This window comes from Roseateles sp. GW823-FHT07B05, assembly GCF_058794515.1.
In genome coordinates this window covers 1-17259 of record NZ_JBXAGX010000010.1, presented here as the reverse complement: position 1 = coordinate 17259, position 17259 = coordinate 1, and the positions used below count along the sequence as shown (strand labels likewise).

At 72.4% G+C, this 17259-nt stretch carries 15 protein-coding genes; 4 read left to right on the top strand and 11 right to left on the bottom strand.

Annotated elements, in window-relative coordinates; all coding sequences use genetic code 11:
- Positions 1–68: 68 nt before the first annotated feature.
- The 3 genes from flgA to AC1Q7O_RS19770 all read left to right on the top strand — a co-directional run bounded on the left by flgA (position 69) and on the right by AC1Q7O_RS19770 (position 1640).
- The gene (flgA, locus tag AC1Q7O_RS19780) at positions 69–767 is read left to right on the top strand and encodes a flagellar basal body P-ring formation chaperone FlgA (protein WP_492657612.1); all 699 of its coding nucleotides are present in this window, start codon (positions 69–71) and stop codon (positions 765–767) included.
- Between the two features lie 150 nt (positions 768–917).
- A complete protein-coding gene (gene flgM / locus AC1Q7O_RS19775) occupies positions 918–1244 on the top strand; it encodes a flagellar biosynthesis anti-sigma factor FlgM (protein WP_492657611.1) in 327 nt (108 codons plus the stop codon).
- Positions 1245–1247: 3 nt separating this feature from the next.
- On the top strand, positions 1248–1640 hold the full coding sequence (locus tag AC1Q7O_RS19770) for a hypothetical protein (protein WP_492657610.1): 393 nt from the start codon (positions 1248–1250) through the stop codon (positions 1638–1640).
- A 60-nt stretch (positions 1641–1700) separates the two neighbouring features.
- On the opposite strand, the gene AC1Q7O_RS19765 is transcribed toward AC1Q7O_RS19770, so the two are convergent.
- The 7 genes from AC1Q7O_RS19765 to AC1Q7O_RS19735 form a co-directional block, all read right to left on the bottom strand.
- Positions 1701–2132, bottom strand: coding sequence for a DUF1841 family protein (locus AC1Q7O_RS19765; protein ID WP_492657609.1), 432 nt, complete (start codon positions 2130–2132; stop codon positions 1701–1703).
- Positions 2054–2983: a PEP-CTERM sorting domain-containing protein gene (locus tag AC1Q7O_RS19760; RefSeq protein ID WP_492657608.1), complete on the bottom strand. Its 930-nt coding sequence runs from the start codon at positions 2981–2983 to the stop codon at positions 2054–2056. Before AC1Q7O_RS19760 ends, AC1Q7O_RS19765 begins: the two co-directional genes overlap by 79 nt.
- Positions 2980–3621, bottom strand: coding sequence for a PEP-CTERM sorting domain-containing protein (locus AC1Q7O_RS19755; RefSeq protein WP_492657607.1), 642 nt, complete (start codon positions 3619–3621; stop codon positions 2980–2982). Before AC1Q7O_RS19755 ends, AC1Q7O_RS19760 begins: the two co-directional genes overlap by 4 nt.
- A gap of 76 nt (positions 3622–3697) precedes the next feature.
- Positions 3698–4981, bottom strand: a complete 1284-nt coding sequence (locus tag AC1Q7O_RS19750; RefSeq protein WP_492657606.1) for a patatin-like phospholipase family protein — start codon at positions 4979–4981, stop codon at positions 3698–3700.
- Positions 4982–5221: 240 nt separating this feature from the next.
- Positions 5222–6673: a TolC family protein gene (locus tag AC1Q7O_RS19745; protein WP_492657605.1), complete on the bottom strand. Its 1452-nt coding sequence runs from the start codon at positions 6671–6673 to the stop codon at positions 5222–5224.
- Between the two features lie 15 nt (positions 6674–6688).
- Positions 6689–9760: an efflux RND transporter permease subunit gene (locus AC1Q7O_RS19740; protein ID WP_492657604.1), complete on the bottom strand. Its 3072-nt coding sequence runs from the start codon at positions 9758–9760 to the stop codon at positions 6689–6691.
- 10 nt (positions 9761–9770) lie between these two features.
- Positions 9771–10871, bottom strand: coding sequence for an efflux RND transporter periplasmic adaptor subunit (locus tag AC1Q7O_RS19735; protein ID WP_492657603.1), 1101 nt, complete (start codon positions 10869–10871; stop codon positions 9771–9773).
- Positions 10872–11128: 257 nt separating this feature from the next.
- Between AC1Q7O_RS19735 and AC1Q7O_RS19730 the strand changes: the two genes are divergently transcribed.
- Positions 11129–12160, top strand: coding sequence for an AraC family transcriptional regulator (locus AC1Q7O_RS19730; protein WP_492657602.1), 1032 nt, complete (start codon positions 11129–11131; stop codon positions 12158–12160).
- A 4-nt stretch (positions 12161–12164) separates the two neighbouring features.
- On the opposite strand, the gene AC1Q7O_RS19725 is transcribed toward AC1Q7O_RS19730, so the two are convergent.
- Genes AC1Q7O_RS19725 through kefF form a run of 4 tightly spaced genes read right to left on the bottom strand, consistent with a single transcriptional unit; the run spans position 12165 to position 17111 of the window.
- Positions 12165–14066: a protein kinase domain-containing protein gene (locus AC1Q7O_RS19725; protein ID WP_492657601.1), complete on the bottom strand. Its 1902-nt coding sequence runs from the start codon at positions 14064–14066 to the stop codon at positions 12165–12167.
- A complete protein-coding gene (locus AC1Q7O_RS19720; RefSeq protein ID WP_492657600.1) occupies positions 14050–14616 on the bottom strand; it encodes an ECF-type sigma factor in 567 nt (188 codons plus the stop codon). Before AC1Q7O_RS19720 ends, AC1Q7O_RS19725 begins: the two co-directional genes overlap by 17 nt.
- A gap of 12 nt (positions 14617–14628) precedes the next feature.
- Complete coding sequence (kefC, locus tag AC1Q7O_RS19715; protein ID WP_492657599.1) at positions 14629–16464, bottom strand: glutathione-regulated potassium-efflux system protein KefC; 1836 nt, start codon at positions 16462–16464, stop codon at positions 14629–14631.
- A complete protein-coding gene (kefF, locus tag AC1Q7O_RS19710) occupies positions 16461–17111 on the bottom strand; it encodes a glutathione-regulated potassium-efflux system oxidoreductase KefF (protein ID WP_492657598.1) in 651 nt (216 codons plus the stop codon). Before kefF ends, kefC begins: the two co-directional genes overlap by 4 nt.
- Positions 17112–17259 lie beyond the last annotated feature (148 nt).

The window sequence follows — 17259 nt, the reverse complement described above, 5'->3', positions numbered from 1 at the left end:
GATTAGCAAGGCCAAAGCCGGCCAATTCCGGCCTAGGGAGCGCCGACAGCCTCTCTAGAGTGGCGGCCATGCTGCGTCGAACCGCGTCCCTGTTTTGTCTGCTGACCGCCGCGCTGGCCGCGCAGGCGCAGGCCGTGCTGGACCCGGCGCTCGTCGAGCGCGTGCGCCAGCTGGCCGAGACGGCCGCCCGCGCCACCGCGCCGCCCGGCACCCGCGTGGCCGTGGAGACCGGCCAGCTGGACCCGCGCCTGCGCCTGGCGCCGTGCCGCCAGGTGCAACCCTATCTGCCGCCCGGCATGGCCGCCTGGGGCAGGAGCCGCATCGGGCTGCGCTGCACCGACGGCGTGGCGCGCTGGAACGTGACGCTGCCGGTGCGCGTGGCCGTGTTCGGTCGGGCCGTCGTCGCCAGCGGCCCACTGCCGGCCGGCGTGAATTTGTCTCAAGAACATCTGGCGCTGGCCGATATCGACATTGCTGCCGAACCCGGCGCCGTGTTCACCGACCCCGCCCAGCTCATCGGCCGCACGCTGGCCCGCCCGCTCGGCGCGGCCGAGGCGCTGCGCGCGCCGGCGTTGAAGTCGCGGCAGTGGTTTGCCGCGGGTGAGACGGTGCAGGTGCTGGCCGTCGGCCCCGGTTTTTCGGTGGCGTCCGAGGCGCAGGCGCTGTCCGCCGGCATCGAGGGGCAGGACGTGCGCGTGCGCTTCGACAGCGGTCGCATCGCCGCCGGTCGCGCCGTCGGCGAGCGCCGCGTGGAGCTGCTGTTGTGAGCAATGCGCCACACATCCCCGGGGTGAAGGCCCGAACTGGCCGGAAAAACCCGCCAATTCCCGCTCAAGTTTCTAGGCCCGGGGCCGATACAAGGGGAAACTCCCCTGCAATGCCCCGGCGGGGCCTGACCCCGCACCCTGGAGAAGCCCATGAAGATCGGTAACAGCCCTGACAGTGGCGCCCCGGCGAAAGCCGAGCAGCGCCCCGCCGCGCGAAAGCCGGAGAGCACGGCCACGACCGATGCCGCCCGTCCGGCCGCTGCAGCGCCGGCGCCCAGCGCTCAGGTGGCCATCTCCAGCGCCGCCAAGCTGGCGGCCAGCGCCGGTGGTGACGACGGCAGCTTCGACGCCGCCAAGGTCGACCGCATCTCCAAGGCCATCAGCGAGGGCAAGTTCACGGTCAACGCCAATGCCATCGCGGACAAGCTGGTTGCAAATGCGCAAGAATTGCTGAGCGCGCGCGCCAACAAACACTAAGCCATGACCGCCACCGTTTCGCCCCAAGTCCTCAGCGCCGAGCTGGAAACGCCGCTGCTGGCCGTCGAAGCGGCGCTGAACCAGCTGGGCGACGCGCTGACCCGCCGCGATGCCGCGGCCATCGAGCAGCATGCCGCCGAACTCCACCAGCACCTGGCCCGCGCCGTGCAGAGCTTCGGTGAGGCCGCCCGCAGCGGAGGTGTGCCCGCAGCGCTGCGCAACCGGCTGGTGCGCGCCGGTGGGCTGCTGGCCGCGCAGCGCGAGACGCTGGCGCGCGGCAACGCGTCGCTGGACCGTGCGCTGGACGTGCTGATCCCCAGCGAGCCCACCGGCCTGTACGGCGCCGGTGGCAAGGCCGAGCGGCGCAGCCTGGGCGGCGGCAGCTTCACGGCCTGAACCGCCTTCTGGATAGAAAAAGCCACCCGCGGGTGGCTTTTTTGCTTTCTGGCGTTCGCCTCAGCGCGTCGCCGCCTGGCGCACCTTGTCGAGGTAGGCGTGCCCGTCCGGCGGCAGGCCGCTGCGCTGCGAGGCCCAGATCATCTCGCCCAGCGCGTCCATTGCCACATGGTGGGCCTCGTGGCGCGAGTTGCGCTTCGCGCTCAGCAGGTCCACCGCCTGGCGGATGCCGGACGGCTGGTCGATGGCGTGCTGCTCCGTGATCGTCAGGTGCATGGACAGGTGCAGGAAGGGGTTGGTGCGCCCTTCCTCCACCGTGTAGACCTTCTCCAGCGCCGCGGCCTCGTCGGCCAGGTCGGCGTGGTACTCCGGGTGCTCGGCGATCCAGTCGGCGGCCAGCGCCTCCATCGGGATCAGCGGGGCGCCATCACGCCATTTGCGGTAGGTGGCGCAGAAGAAGCGCCGGACTTCGAGCTGGGACGGGGCAAACATGGCCGCGATTGTCGCCGCCAGGCCAGCAGGGCCAGGCCGGCGGCCAGCAACAGCCATGTGCCGGGCTCGGGCACCGGGGCGGCGGAGAAGTCGTAGCCGCTGGCTCCCGTGGTGTTGAGCCCCGCCACCGACGGCAGCAGCTGGTAGCCGGCCGAGTGCCCGAAGTCGGCCCAGGCGGTGCGGCCCAGCCGGGCGTAGTCGCTGACCGAGGCGCCCACGGCCAGCATGCCGCTGAGCGAGATCGTGCGGCCGACGAAGGTGTCCAGCGTCAGGCTGAACACGCCCGTCGCGTCGCGGCTGGCGTCCCAGTTCTTGTTGACCTCGGCGAAGCTGCTCATGTCGCGCAGCCGCACCTCGGCCACACCGTACGCCGTCAGGAAGCCGCCGGACTCGAAGCTGGGGTTGGACAGCTCGCCGGTGATGCTGAAGTTCACCGTGTAGCTGACCGGGGTTCCTGCGGCGAGCCCGGCGCCGGTGACGGCGATGCTGTCGTAGAAGCGACCCTGCACGGTGGCGTTGGAATAGCCCTGCACCACGCGGTGGCCGGTCGCATCGCAGCAGTACGGGAAGCTGGACTCGACGGACGCACGCAGCAGGCCCATGCGGCCCGCGAAATGGGCGCTGGCGGTGCCGCCTCCGAAGGCGGCGCTGGTGTCCAGCGTCTGCAGCTGGCGCAGGCGCGGGTCGTCCCGCAGATCCAGGTTGGGGGCGTCGCTATCGACGCCGGACACGGGATAGAACGCGGTCGTGTTGACGAGCAAGTTCGCGTTGAGCTGGCTGTCGATCGCCCGGGCGGGCAAGCCGACGGCCAGCAGCAGGGCGGCGCAGAACGCGCTGGCGGCGGCTCTCATGCGCGCCTCCGCAGGCGCAGCGTCAGCAGCAGGCCGCCGCCCAGCATCAGCGCCACGCTGCCGGGCTCGGGCACGGCGGCCACCTCCACGCGCAGCCCGGTGGGGCTCTGGGTGCTGAGGGTGTCGAAGGCCAGTACGTTGTCGCCCGCCACGAAGCCGCTGGCGATGCTGAAGCTGTGCCAGGTGTCGGCCTGGGCCACCGGCACGGCCGCCACGGGCACGCCGTTCAGCCAGATGCGCAGGCCGCCGTCGTCCGCCGCCCAGCGACCTTGCAGCTGGATCTGGGCTTCGAAGCCGGCCTGCACCTGGAAGTGGGTCTCGTAGCGCAGTGCGTCGGTGATGCCAGGCTGGTCGACGAAGCCGGTGCCGATGACCGGGTTGATCCAGCTGCTGACGGCCGTGTCCGGCACCCAGGCGCTGGTGTCGATGGGAGAGCCGTCCCCCAGGCGCGAGGCGTAGGCGGTCGAGAACACGGTGTTGCCGACGATGGCGTAGTGCGGGTCCGCCGCGTAGCCGGCCAGCGGTGCGCCGGTGGCGTCGACCCCGGTGTTGAAAAGGCCGGTCACCGCACCGGTCTGGGCCGTGGCGGACGCCGCGGCGAGGGCGCTGGCAAGCAGCAGGGCAAGTCGGGCAGGCATGGGTGGGTCCTGGATCAGCGCCAACAGCAGCGCATCTGGACACACGCAATCGGCCGGCGAAACCGGCCATCTCAAGTTAGGGGGTGGTCGGCGTCGACGCCGCCGCCGGGCCCAGCCGCTGCAGCGACGCCTGCAGGGCGCGGTAGGCGGGCGCCGCGCGCAGCGCCTGCGCGCCGGCCTCCTGCAGGTCCACCACGTCCCGGGCTTCGATGGTGAAGGCGGTGGGCACGCGCAGCAGCGAGTGGCGCATCTTGTCGTCCGGCACGTCGTGCAGGCTGACGCTGATCACGTGGATCTCCGCATCGGCCGCGAACGGGCTGCCCGGCTGGCCGCGCGCGCGTTCGATCTCGGCCCGCCAGCGCCGGGTGTCATCGTTCAGCAGGGCCAGTGTCACCTCGGTCTCGCGTGAGCCGGCGCCGAAGATCAGCGTTTCCAGTACCTGGCCGGTCGTCGGCACCCGGTCGCTGTTGTCCACGCGCTCGTTCAGGCCACGCTCGGAATTGACCGTCACCAACACCAGCCGCCGGATGGTGCCCGGCTTCGCGTCGACGAAGTTTGCGCTCATCGAACCCAGCGCCACCATGCGGTCCAGCATCAGCCGCACGCCGAGGTTGTCGGTCACGCCGCCGTCCACGAGATGGATGAAAGGCTTGTCCTTGGCGTTGCGGTACGCCTCGGCGCTGCGCTGGAGCATGCGGCTGCGGTAGTCCTGCCCGTCGGGGTTGGCCACCGGATGCGTCGTCGGCGCGGGGTGTGTGCAGGCATCGGCGTAGTTGTGCACGGTGACCGGCGACAGCAGCAGCGGCACGGCCGATGAAGCGGCCACGGCAAAGCTCAGCGGTGTGGCGTCCAGATCGGAGCAGATGCGCCTGAACTGCTCCGCCGTGAAGTCGAAGGCGGAGCCGCTGGTGAGGTCGGTGGCGGTGATCATCAGCTCGGGCGCGCCGGGGCGCCTGCGCACGTCGGCGAAGGTGCGGCCCTCGAACAGCTCCTCGAAACGTTGGGCGAGGATCTGGCTGCGCCCGTACCAGGGGGACGTGAGCTTGTAGAGCCGTTCGGGCCACAGGGCTTCCCGAATGAGGCGGCTTTCGAAAGGCACGAGCAGGAAGTCGGGCTCGAACCGGTCGAGCGTCTTGTCACCGAAGGCCGCGAAATGCGCGGCCAGGATGCTGCCGCCTGACACGCCGCTGATCATGGCTGTCTGGTCCAGCAGCGTGGTCGGCTGGCCGTCCAGCGTGAACGTGGTGGCTTTCAGTTCACGCAGCACGCCCAGGCCGAAGGCCGCTGCGCGAGCGCCGCCGCCGGACAGCGTGACGGCCATCATCACCGGCTGGCTCGCAGGCGGCGTGAGTGGCCGCAATTCGGTCTCTCCGGGGGCGGCGCTCGGCAGCGGCGGATTGACCCACGGCCGGTAGCTGGAACAACCCGTCAACAGCACCAGCGCCAGCGCACCCCCGCAACTCGCGCCCCAGCTCTTCCACGACCCCATCACGTCCTCATTTCGCTCGGTTCCTGCCGCCATCATCAACGCTCGGCCCTGCGGCGACGTGACGCCAGGCAACACAAGCCCTCTGCGGTCGTCGGGCGCGTGATGTCTGCATCACGGCGCTGGCGGCTGCCAGGCTGCCAGCGCCAGCTGCACCTGCGCATAGGCGCCCAGCGTGCGGGCCTGCTGGTCGAGCTGCTGCTGGGCGGCTGTGAGCTGTTGCCGGCGCGAGGCCAGGGCGGTGGTGGAAGGCTCCAGGCCGACGGCTTCGCGCCGCTGGGTGTAGCGCAGCGCCTGGTCCGCCGCCTGCAGCGCTGCCTGGGCCTGCTGCCAGGTCTGCCACTGCGCCTGCCAGCCGCGCAGGGCGGTCTCGCCTTCGGCGAGTGCGGTCAGTACCGTCTTCTCGAACTGGGCCCAGGCGCGTTCGTTGCCGGCCTGCACGGCGGCGGTCTGGGCTGCGCGGCGGCCGCTGTCCAGCCAGTCCCACTGCAGCATCGGCCCGGCGGCGTAGCGCAGGGCGTTGGCCCGGCCGAGGTTGCCGGCGGTCTGCTGCAGGCCGAGCGTGGCGGCCAGTGACAGGCGCGGCAGGTGGGCACGTTCGGCCAGCACCTGCTGGCCGAGGCCGGCGCGCAGCAGGGCATCGGCGCGGGCCACGTCCGGCCGACGGGCCAGCAGGTCGGCGGGCAGGGTCAGCGTGGCGTCGTCCGGCACGGCAGGCAGCGGGGCGCTGGCCTGCAAGGCCTGCAGCGCGGCGCCCGGCCTGGCGGGAGACTCGCCCACCAGCACCGCCAGCGCGGCCCAATCCACCGAGGCCTGTGCAGCCCAACCTGCCTGTGCCGCCCGCAGCTGGGCCAGTTCGGCGGAGGCGGCATCGGCCTCGCGCGGGTCGGCCAGGCCGGCGCGGGCGCGGGCCTGCAGTTGAGCCAGGCGCCGTTCGGCCACCGCCTGCTGTTCGGCCGCGAGCTGTCGGGCCTGCTGGGCGTGGCGCAGCGCCACGTAGCGGCTCACCACCTCGGCCTGCACCAGGGCCTGCGCGCCGCGGGCATCGGCGGCTGCGGCGTCCGCGTCACGCTCGGCCGCAGCTTGTGCAGTGCCGGCGCGGCCGAACAGGTCGATCTCCCAGCTCAGCACCTGGCCCAGCGTGACCAGGCGCTGTTCCGGCGGGCGGGGCCCGCCCTGGCGATAGGGATCGACTTCGGTCAGCGCGGGCCGGGTGGCCTGGGCTTGCACACCCAGGCTGCCCTGCGGTCGGGCCTCGGCCTGCACGGCGCCGGCGCGGGCGCGGGCTTCGCGCACGGTGGCCAGCGCGGCCTGCAGGTCCAGGTTGCGGGCCTCGGCCTGGGCGACCAGGGCGTCCAGCGCCGGGTCGCGCAGGTCGCGCCACCAGGGGCGGCCGGCGGCGTCGGGGCTGAGGGCGCGCCCCGCGGCGGCGGGCAGCGCACCGTCATGGCGGGCCTGCAGCGTGGGCAGTTGAGTGCCGGGGGTGACGGCGGCGCAACCGCTGAGTGCGAGGGCCAGCGCGAGGGCGGAGAGCGTGAAGACGCGGCGGTGAAGGCTTGCGTTCATGAGGGGTGTCCGGGTTCAGGCCGTCGTGGGGAGGTTGGTGCGGCCGGGCGCGGGCACGCGGTAGGCGACGGCATAGAGGGCGGGGATGAGGCCCAGCGTGATCAGCGTGCCCAGGGCCAGGCCACCCATCATCACGACGGCCAGGCTGGTCCAGACCGCACCGCCGAACAGGTACAGCGGCACCAGGCCCAGGATGCAGACCATCTTGGTCATGACGATGGGACGCAGGCGCTTGGCCGCCGCGTCTTCGATGGCGTCCAGGGCCGGCATGCCGCTGGCCCTGGCCTCGTCGATGGCGTCCAGCAGCAGCACCGCGTTGTTCACGATGATGCCGGCCAGGGCCAGCAGGCCCAGCGTGCCGACGAAGGTCAGCGTGGTGCCGGTGAGCTTGAGCGCGATGGCCGCGCCGATGCTGACGAAGGGAATGCTGGCCAGCACGATGAGGCTCTTGCGCAGGCTCTCGAACTGCCACACGAACAGCAGGAGCATCGCCACCACGCAGGCCGGCAGCAGCGCCGAGATCGCGCCATTGGCGCTGGCGTTCTCTTCGATCTCGCCGCCCAGCGCGATGCGCACCTTGCCGCCTTGCTGCAGCGCCGAGGTCTCGGTGGCGACGGCGTCGGCCAGGGTCTGGGCTGTCCAGCGGGCGTGCTTGGCGGTGATGGTGACCGTGCGCTCCTGGTTGAAGCGCTGCAGCACCGAGGGCTGGGCTGCGAGCTGCACATCGGCCACCTGGCCGAGGGGCACCGTGCCGCGGCCGTCGGCGCGCTGCAGCGTCGCGGCGCGCAGCCGCTCCACGCGGTCGTGGGCCTCGGCACCGCCGCGCACCACCACCGGAAGCAGGGTGTCGCCCTCGCGGAACTGGGTGACGGCCTGACCCGCCAGCAGCAGGTCCAGCTGGGCCGCGATGTCGGCGCTGGACAGCCCGGCCGCGGCAGCCTTGAACGGGTCCACCTGCACGAGCAGCTGCGGGATGGCTCGCTCGGCGTCGCTGCTCAGCTCGACGATGTCGGGCAGCTGGCGCAGCGCCTCGGTGAGCTTGGCCGCCGCGGTGTGGTGCGACTGGCCATCGGCGCTGGACAGGCGGAACACCGCCAGGCCCGACTCGGCCGAGCCCATCGAGAAGCGCTTGGGCTCGAAGCGCACCTCCGGGAACAGGCGCGGCAGCTCGGTGCGCAGCTTGGTGAGCGCCTCGTCATGGCTGACGCCAGGGGCCAGGCTGAGCACGGCATAGGCGCGGTGCGCCGCCGGCGTGGGCGGGTTGAGCGCCAGGATGAAGCGCGGGCCGCCGTCGCCCACATAGACCGCCTGGCTCTGGATCTCGGGGAAGCGCTGCTTGTCGGCCAGCGCGGCCGAGATGCGGCCGGCGGTGGCCAGCGTGGTGTTGCCGCTGCTGTCGGGCGCGAGCTCGATGCCCATCTGCAGCTGGCGGCGCTCGGAGGCCGGCATCAGCTCCGACGGCACATGGCCGAACAGCCAGCCGGCCGCCGCCAGCAAGGCCACCATGCTGCCGATGTAGACCGTCTTGTGGCCCAGCACCCAGCGCACCTTGCCGCGGTACCAGCCGGTCAGCGCCTCGACGGCGCGGGCTGTGCGGCTCAGTTCGGCATGGTGGTGGGCAAAGCGCTGGCACAGCAGCGGCGTGACGGTGACCGCCAGCAGCAGCGACAGCAGCAGCGCAATCGCCATGACGATGCCCATGCTGCGCAGGTACTCGCCGGTCTCGGTCTGGCTGAGCACCAGCGGCAGGAAGGTCAGGATGATGGCCAGCGACGACACCAGCAGCGGCACGAACATCGTGCGGCCGGCCTCGGCGGCTGCCTGCTCGCGCGGTTCGCCCAGCGCCAGGCGGCGCTCCATGTCCTCGGCCACGACGATGGCGTTGTCCACGAACAGGCCCAGCGCAATGATGATGGCGCCGATGGAGATGATGTGCAGGTCGATGGACAGCAGCTTCATCACCACCAGACTGCCGAGCACCGTGGTGGGCACGATGGCGCCGACGATGAGGCCGGTGCGCAGGCCCAGGAACAGCACCACGATGCCCATCACGATGACGGTGGTCTCCAGGAACACCTGGCCCACCTGCTTGAGCTGCTTGCCGACGACCTGGGCCTGGTCGGTGATGGGCACCAGGGCCATGCCGGCCGGCAGCTGGCTTTCCAGCTTTGTGATCTCGTCGCGCAGCCGGTCGGCGAAGCTGATGACGTTGAGCCCGGCATCCATCGAGACCGCGAGCACCGCGGCCGACTGGCCGTCGACGAAGGCGCCCGTGCTGGCCGGGTCCAGCGGCAGACGTTCGACGCGGGCGAGTTGGCCCAGGGGCATCCAGCCGCCCTTGGGCAGGGCCACGGGCGTCTGCGCCAGGGCCTTGAGGCTGGCCGCATCACCACTGACCTGCAGCGAGAGCTGGGCACCGCCGGCCTGCACGAAGCCGGCCGGCGCCACGATGTTGCGGCGGGTCAGGGCGTCGGCCACGGCGCTGGGGGCCAGGCCTTGCGCGGCCAGCGCCGGCAGGTCGAGGCTGACCTGCACCTGCTCGTCACGCAGGCCGTGCAGGGTCACGCGCTCCACCCCCGGCACGTGGTAGAGGCGGTCGCGCATCAGGCGGGCTTGCTCGCGCAGCTCGCCGGGCGTGTAGCCGGTGCCGGTCAGGCCCACGGTGAGCACGGCCACGCGGCCGAACTCGTCATCGACCAGCGGGCCGACGGCGCCTTGCGGCAGGCGCGGTTGCACCTCGGCCAGCCGGTTGCGCAGGCGTTGCCACACGGCAGGCAGGGCTTGCGGGCTGACCGTGGGCTCCAGTTCCACATAGCTGAAAGCGAAGCCGGGGCGCACGGTCGTCTTGACGCACTTGACCTCGGGCAGGGTCTGGATGGCCTCTTCGGCCGGGCGGGCGACGAGTTGCTCCATGCGCTCGACCGAGGCGCCCGGCACCAGCGTGAGAACGGTGGCGGTGCGGATGGTGATCTGGGGCTCTTCGGTGGACGGGAAGTCCAGCACCAGCCACAGGCCGGACAGCACCAGCAAGAGGGCGGCGAGAAAGGCGAAGCGCGGTCGCTTCAGGGCGTAGACGGTGATGCTCATGGGGCCTCCTTCAGCGCAGACGGCTCACGGGCCTGACCGCCTGGCCAGCCACCAGCGACTGGGCACCGGCGAGCACGACCTGGTCCCCCGCCTTCAGGCCGCTGCGCACTTCGACTTGATCGCCCTGCAGCGCGCCCAGCGTCACGGCGACCCGCTCCGGCATGGTGCTGTTGGCCGGCAGTCGCAGCACCTGCCCTTGGCTGGGGCGGGTCGCGTCCATCTGCACCGCGCGGAGCGGCACCAGCAGGGTCAGGGCCGCCGGGTCGCGGGGCCACAGCTGCACCGACACCGCCTCACCGGTGGGCCAGGTCTCGGGCGCGCTCACCAGCACGCGGCGGCTGCCACCGGCTTCCAGCCGTGACGACAACTGCAGCACGCGGGACTCGGCGCTGCCGGACGGTCCCTGCAGGGCCAGCGTCTGGCCGGTCGACAGCGGCAGCGAGCCCGGCACGGTCAGCCAGAGCTCGCGGCCGCGGCCCTCCAGCCCGACCACCACCGTGCCGGCGCCCACCGCCTGGCCCACTTCGAGCTGGCGCAGCGAGACACGGCCATCGAAGGGCGAGCGCAGCTCGGTCTGGCCCTGGTTCCATGCGGCGGCCGTGCGCTGGGCCTGGGCGGCGGCGAGTGCTTCCTGCGCGGCCTTGACCTCAGCCTGCACGGCCGTCCATTCGGCCTCGGTGGCCGCGCCGCTGTCGCGTGCGGCCTGCAGGCGCTGCTCGCGGCGGCGGGCTTCGTCCAGCAGGGCCTGCAGGCGGCGGCCGTCGGCTTCGATGCTGGCGAGCTGGGCCTGTTGGGGGGCGGCGTCGATGCGTGCCAGCAGTTCGCCGCGGCGCACGGTGGCGCCCACGTCCACCAGCACTTCGCGCACCACGCCGGGCACCGCGAAGGCCAGTTCGGCCCGCTCGCGGGCACGCACCTCACCGGCGAAGGGCAGGCCCCCGAGTGGCGCCTGTTGTACGTGGGCGACCAGCACGGGGCGGGGCGATGCAGCCGTAGCCGGCGGCTCGGCAGGGCTGCAGGCCGCCAGCAACACGGCGGTGCCGAGCACGGCGACGGTGAGGGCGATGGTGGCGGGACGACAGGCAAAGGAGGTTGGGCGATTTGTGGGCATGGCGGGTCCGGGCGACGGCCGGGGTTGCGATGGAGCGGCACTCTAGGGACCGAGGTTCCCTCAGGAGGGAACAGATTCGGCCACTTTGGGTACATTTCTGGACGCCCTGCGGCTCGCAATGCGTGACAGGCGGATGACCCGTGATGTACTGGCGACGCCCATCTCTCCGGCTCTCCCGCCGTGGTGCTGTCCTGGATCACTGCCGGCGCTGAGGAATACCGCTGGGGCTGGACTGGCCACGCATCGACACCGCTCCCATGAACGATCCCACTGCCACCCCTGACCGCCGGCACCAGGCCAACCTGGTGCCCAGCGTCGCGCGCGCGCTGCTGGCGCTTGCCGAGGACCGCGGTCTGCCTGCCGAGCGCCTGTGCCGGGGCCTGGGGCTGAGCGCCCACGGCCTGACCCAGCCGGACACGCTGGTGTCGCACCAGCAGACCCGCGCGCTCATCCTGCGCGCCCAGCGCATGCTGGATGAGCCCTCGCTGGGCCTGGCGGTGGGCGCGCGCGAGACCCCGATCTCCTGGGGCCTGGCCGGCCTGGCCATGCTCACCTGCGAGACGCTGGGCGAGGCGGTGCACTACGGGCTGGAGCGGCAGACGGAGGCCGGCACGATGCTGGAGCACCGGCTCGTCTTCGACGGCCCGCGTGCCCACCTGATGGTGACGCCGCAGGTGTTCGACCTGGAAACCGAGGCCTTCCTCGTCGAGGAGACCTTCGCCGGCGCGGTGGCCGTGGTGCGCGCCATGGTGGGCCCGAGCTTCCGGCCGGTGCAGGTGGACCTAGCCTATGTCGACGAGGGGCACCGGCGCCTGCACGAGCGCTTCTTCCGCTGCCCGGTGCGCTTCCAGGCCGACGAGCACCGGCTGACCATCGAGACCCGGTGGCTGCAGGTGCGGCTGCCCGGCTACGACCGCATCACCAGCGACCTGGTGCGCCAGCAGCTCAACCAGCTGCTGACCATCCCCATCGGCCAGGACGATCTGCTGGAGTCGGTGGCCAGCCGCCTGCGCCACGGCCTGCACGAGACGCCGCGCCAGGGTGAGATGGCCGGGCAGATCAACGTCAGCGATCGCACGCTGCGGCGGCGGCTGGCGCAGCGCGAAACCAGCTTCCGCGAACTGCGCGACAACACCCGCCTGGCCCGCGCCCGCGACCTGCTGGCCAACACCGACCTGACCATCGCCGAGGTGGCCCAGGCGGTGGGCTATGCCGACGCGCGCTCGTTCCGGCGAGCCTTCAAGCGCTGGACCGGCGAGCTGCCGACCGCGGCGCGGTCCAAGGTCTGATCAGCTAGCGCGGCGCCGCACAGCCGGGCAGTCCGGCCTCGCTGGCCAGCGCCTGCGCGGCCGTGGCATCCACCGCGCAGCGCCGGGCGATCAGCGCCCGCAGCGGCTGCCGCAGGAAGGCCGCGCGCAGCCCGGTGCTGCCGCGCAGCAGCTGCAGTGCCTGTGCCTCGTCGGCGGGCGCGTCAACGAGGCTGGCGCGGTGCAGCAGTTGGCGGGCGTGGTCGCTGGCGATGTAGGGCTGCGCGTTGACGACCAGCGCCAGCGCGCGGTCCACCGACGCCAGCGCGTCGTCGCGCCGACCGCCCGCGGCCTGCAGTTCGCTGAGCGCGAGCCACGTGGCGGCATGGCCGCTGTCTCGCGGCGCATCGGCCGCGTAGCGCGCCAGCGCCTGGCGCAGCAGCGGTTCGCGTTCGGCGGGCGTGGCGCCCTGCAGCGCGCGCAGGTCATGGCGGGCCAGCCACCATTCGGCGCGCAGCAGCCCACGCGCTGGCAGCGCACCGTCCAGGTCGGCCAGCAGTGCGCTCGCCGCAGGTATGTCCTTGGCAGCCAGCAGCGGCCATGCGAGGCTGAGGCCGGCGGCCTGTGTGCGCTCGTCGCGCAGCCCCAGGCGGCTCTTCAGCAGGCTGTAGCGGCGCTCGCCCAGCGCGCGGCTGCGGCGGGCGTCGCCGAGGTAGTCGTGCAGCGTGGCGGTGATGCGCAGCAGCTCGTCGGCGGTGTCGGGGTCGGTGGGCAGCAGTGCGTCGATGCGGCGGGCTCGCTCGTCCAGCAGGCGGCGCAGTGCGGCTTCTGGCTGGACGGCGTCGGGTGCGCGACGATCCAGCGTCTTGAACAGGTCCAGCAGATAGCTGTTGGCGGCCTCCGCGCGGCGGGCCTCGCGGCGTGCGCTGTCGGCCTGCCAGACCGCGGCAGCAGTGCCCAGCAGAAGCGCCGCTGCACCCAGCAGCGGCCAGCGCTGGCGGCGCACGAAGCAGGCCAGCCGGTAGCCGGGTGAGCGCGGCAGCGCGCTGACGGGGCGGTGGTCCAGCACGCCGTGGATGTCGGCGGCGAGGGCCTCGACGTCGGCATGGCGGTCGGCCGGGTCGGCGGCCTGGGCGCGGGCGATGACGGCATGCAGCGCCCGGTGGCGCTCGGGCACCAGTGCGGCCAGCACGCCGCCCAGGCCCCAGACGTCGGTGGCCACGGTCAGCGCCTCGCCGCGCTGCTGCTCCGGCGCTGCGGCGCCGGGCGTGAACGCGCGCGGCCCGGCACTGTGCAGCAGGCGGGCGATGCCGAAGTCCAGCAGCTTCACGCGGCCGTCGTCGCCGACCAGGATGTTGGCGGGCTTGAGGTCAGCATGCAGCACCAGTCGCGCGTGGGCGTGGCGCACGGCGTCCAGCACCTGCAGGAAGGCGATCAGCCGCTCGCGCAGCGGCCGCCCTGCCAGCGCCTCGTGGATGGGCCGGCCGTTGATCCACTCTAGCGCCAGCCAGGGCTGGCCGCCGTCCTCGCCGGCGTCGTACAGCCGCGCGATGTGCGGGTGCTCCATGCCCAGCAGCAGCGCCTGCTCGTCGCGCAGCCGCTCGCCCAGCCGCTGGCCCGGGTGGGGCAGCTTCAGCGCGACATGCCGGCCGGCCATGGGCCCGATGACCTGGGCCGCACCCCAGACTTCGGCCATGCCGCCCGCGCCGATGCGCTCGATGAGGCGGTAGGGGCCGATGCGCTGGCCGGGCTGCGCCAGGGAGGGCGCCACGATGGCCGGCAGCTCCGCCGCGCCGTCATGGGCCCGCAGCAGCGCGCGCAGCGGCGTGGCGATGTCTTCAGGCTGGGCGGCCAGCCAGGCGTCTCGCTGTTCGGCCGCGATATCCAGCGCGGCGTCGAACGCAGCCGACAGCCGTGGCCACAGGGCCGGGTCAATCGGCGCTGCCATTCAGCTGCACCAGCAGGAAGGCACGTGCCTTGGCCCAATGGCGGCGCACTGTCCGCTCGGCCAGGCCCAGCGCCTCGCCTGTCTCGGCCTCGGTGTAACCGCCGTAGAAGCGCAGCTCCACGAGGTGGGCCAGCTGCGGCTCCAGCGCGGCCAGCGCGTCCAGCGCGGTGTCCAGCGCCAGCAGCCGCTCGGCATCGGCCTCGGGCGTGGCAGCATCCACCAGCGCCGTGTCCCAGCTCAGCGCCTGCCAGTCGCCGCCGCGCGCCTGGGCGTGGCGGCGGCGCAGGTGGTCGATGACGATGTGGCGCATCGCCTTGGCGGCCAGCGCGTAGAAGTGGCGCCGGTCCACCAGCGGTGCGGCTGGCGACTGGGCGAGGCGCAAAAAACCCTCGTGCAGCAGCTCCTCGGTGGCCAGGCTGGGCGCCCCCGGGCCGCGCAGCCGGGCACGGGCGATGCGCCGAAGCTCGGGGTAGATCAGCGGCCAGACGGCCTCGGCCGCCGTGGCGTCGCCATCGCGTGCAGCCTGCAGCAGAGTGGTCAGGTCGGCCATGCGGCAGCGGCCTCAGCTGTCCTGCCGATCCCAGCCACCCCGCTGGGCGCGGCGGTGGGCTTCCTCGGCCTCGCGCTCGGCAGCCATCTGCTGCTCGAACTGCTGCCGGCCCAGCTTGGCGGCGGCGATCAGCGCGTTCTCGTCGCCCTGCAGCGGCACCATCTGGTTCAGCACCTCGATGTTGTGGCGGCGGAAACGCATGGCCTGGCGGCGCGCGGCGTGCGGTTCCATGCCGGTCAGCTCCAGCACGCTGCGGGCGCTCATCAGAGCGGCGTCGAAGGTCTCGCGCTCGATGTGGCGCACGCCGGCCTCGTGCAGCTGGTAGTAGTGTTGTACGTTGCGTGCGCGGGCCACGACGGTGAGCTGCGGGAAGTGCTCGCGCGCCAGCTCGGCGATCTCTACGCTCTGCGCGATGTCGTCAATGGCGATGACGAGGATGCGGGCGGTGGCTGCGCCGGCTGTCTTGAGCATGTCCAGCCGCGTCGCGTCGCCGTAGTAGACGGTCCAACCGAACCGGCGCAGGCTTTCGATGGCCTCGGAGTCGTGGTCCAGCACCGTGGCTTCGATGTCGTTGGCGCGCAGCATGCGGGCCACCACCTGGCCGTAGCGGCCGCTGCCTGCAATGATGATGGGCGAGGGCGGCGGCGGTGCGGCCTCGGCGCGCTTCTTCAGGCCGCGCCGCGCGAGCTTCTGCGACATCAGCCGGTCCCCGCCCGTCAGCAGCAGCGGCGTCAGCGCCAGCGACAGCGCCACGGCTGCCACCAGCGCCGAGTTCTGCGCCGCATTGATCATCCCTTCGCTCTGCGCGAGCTGGAACACGACGAAGCCGAACTCGCCACCCTGGGCCAGCAGGATGACGAAGGCCGGTCGTTCGACGAGTGGGATCTTCATCGCCTTGGCCATCAGTGCCAGCACGACGATCTTGCAGCCCAGCAGGGCCAGCACCAGGGCGGCCACGAAGCCCGGCTGGGCAGCGACGGCCTTCAGATCCAGCCCCATGCCGACGGCGATGAAGAACAGGCCCAGCAGCAGGCCCTTGAAGGGTTCCAGGTCGGTCTCCAGCTCGCGGCGGTACTCGCTCTCGGCCAGCAGCACGCCGGCCAGGAAGGCGCCCAGCGCCATCGACAGGCCCACCAGCTGCATCAGCGCCGCGGTGCCCAGCACCAGCAGCAGCGCCGCGGCGGTGAAGATCTCGGGCGTCTTGCTGTGGGCGATCCAGCGCAGCGCCGGGCGCAGCAGCAGGCGGCCGCCGAACACGATGACGACGATGGCGCCGATGGCCTTGGCTGCGGCCAGCCAGGTCTTGCCGTCGCCATCGTCGTGCGCGCCGCTGAGCGCCAGCACGGGCACCAGTGCCAGCACCGGGATGGCGGCGATGTCCTGCAGCAGCGCGACGGACAGGATGCTCTCGCCCGCCGTCGTGCGCCCCAGGTTGCGCTCGGCCAGCACGGCCAGCGCGACGGCGGTGGACGACATCGCCAGGCCCAGGCTGACAACGACCGCCAGCCGCCACGGCGTGCCCAGCGCCAGGCCCACGGCCGTCAGCGCCGCGGCGCAGCCGAGCAGCTGCACGCTGCCCCAGCCGAAGATGGGCCGGCGCATCGCCCACAGCCGCTTGGGCTCCAGCTCCAGGCCGACGAGGAACAGCATCAGCACCACGCCCAGTTCGGCCACCTCAGGGATGGCGCTGGACTCGGGGATGAGACCCAGCACGGCCGGGCCGATGAGCAACCCGGCGACGAGGTAGCCGAGGATGGACCCCAGCCGCAGATAGCGGGCCAGCGGCACGGCCAGCACAGCGGCCGCGAGGAAGACAAGAGGCAGCTGCAGCCAGGCGCCATGGCTCATTGGGTACCTCCCAGCGTCGAGAACAGCGCGGGGCGTTCATCCAGTGCCACGGTCTCCTCGTCGCCGACGCCGCGTTCTACGGCGGCGTCGCACCAGTCCGGGAAGTGCCGCAGCCGCTTCACGAACAGCTCGGCATGGGCCTGGATGTCGACGTCGCTCGCCCGGTGCGCGGCATGCAGGATCTGCGGGTGCAGCCAGTTCATGCCGCAGGTCCGGGCCGACTGCTGGTAGGGCAGCAGGAAATCGCCGATGGGGTGGTGGTTGTGCCCACCCGGCGCGTAGGCCTCGGCGCCGCCGCCGGTGGAGGCTACCAGCCAGCAGTCCTTGCCGTGCAGCGCCGTACCGCCCGGGCCGTAGGCCCAGCCCAGGCGTGGCACCTCGTCCCACCACAGCTTCTGCAGCGCCGGCATGCTGTACCAGTAGATGGGATGCAGCATGACGACGAGGCGGGCGGCTTGCAGCGCGCGCTGTTCGGCCTCGACGTGGATGTGGAAGTCGGGGTAGAGGCGGTAGAGGTCGCGCAGCTCCACGCGGTCTGCGGCAGGTGACGCGCGCAGCGCGTCCAGCAGGGCGCGGGTGGCGTGGGAGCGGCCCAGGTCGGGGTGGGCAGCGAGGACGAGGATGTCGCGGGCGTTGGCGTCGGGCATGGCCCGCGAGGTTAACTTGCCACCATGCCGGCGCGTGGCGTCGCGGGCTACCTCCTTCGGGTGGGTGGGCCCTAGGGAGGGTCTGCAAAACCCCTGCGGGCCGCGGCGAGGTCTTTGCCGGATGCGGGGCAAGGCGCGGACCGCCGCC

Bases quoted from the DNA above. Each gene is read 5' to 3' on its own strand.
- AC1Q7O_RS19740 (WP_492657604.1), bottom strand. From the start codon at position 9,760: ATGAGCATCACCGTCTACGCCCTGAAGCGACCGCGCTTCGCCTTTCTC.
- AC1Q7O_RS19720 (WP_492657600.1), bottom strand. From the start codon at position 14,616: ATGGCCGACCTGACCACTCTGCTGCAGGCTGCACGCGATGGCGACGCC.
- flgA (WP_492657612.1), top strand. From the start codon at position 69: ATGCTGCGTCGAACCGCGTCCCTGTTTTGTCTGCTGACCGCCGCGCTG.
- flgM (WP_492657611.1), top strand. From the start codon at position 918: ATGAAGATCGGTAACAGCCCTGACAGTGGCGCCCCGGCGAAAGCCGAG.
- AC1Q7O_RS19735 (WP_492657603.1), bottom strand. From the start codon at position 10,871: ATGCCCACAAATCGCCCAACCTCCTTTGCCTGTCGTCCCGCCACCATC.
- kefC (WP_492657599.1), bottom strand. From the start codon at position 16,464: ATGAGCCATGGCGCCTGGCTGCAGCTGCCTCTTGTCTTCCTCGCGGCC.
- AC1Q7O_RS19730 (WP_492657602.1), top strand. From the start codon at position 11,129: ATGAACGATCCCACTGCCACCCCTGACCGCCGGCACCAGGCCAACCTG.
- AC1Q7O_RS19755 (WP_492657607.1), bottom strand. From the start codon at position 3,621: ATGCCTGCCCGACTTGCCCTGCTGCTTGCCAGCGCCCTCGCCGCGGCG.
- kefF (WP_492657598.1), bottom strand. From the start codon at position 17,111: ATGCCCGACGCCAACGCCCGCGACATCCTCGTCCTCGCTGCCCACCCC.
- AC1Q7O_RS19760 (WP_492657608.1), bottom strand. From the start codon at position 2,983: ATGAGAGCCGCCGCCAGCGCGTTCTGCGCCGCCCTGCTGCTGGCCGTC.
- AC1Q7O_RS19770 (WP_492657610.1), top strand. From the start codon at position 1,248: ATGACCGCCACCGTTTCGCCCCAAGTCCTCAGCGCCGAGCTGGAAACG.
- AC1Q7O_RS19765 (WP_492657609.1), bottom strand. From the start codon at position 2,132: ATGTTTGCCCCGTCCCAGCTCGAAGTCCGGCGCTTCTTCTGCGCCACC.
- AC1Q7O_RS19725 (WP_492657601.1), bottom strand. From the start codon at position 14,066: ATGGCAGCGCCGATTGACCCGGCCCTGTGGCCACGGCTGTCGGCTGCG.
- AC1Q7O_RS19745 (WP_492657605.1), bottom strand. From the start codon at position 6,673: ATGAACGCAAGCCTTCACCGCCGCGTCTTCACGCTCTCCGCCCTCGCG.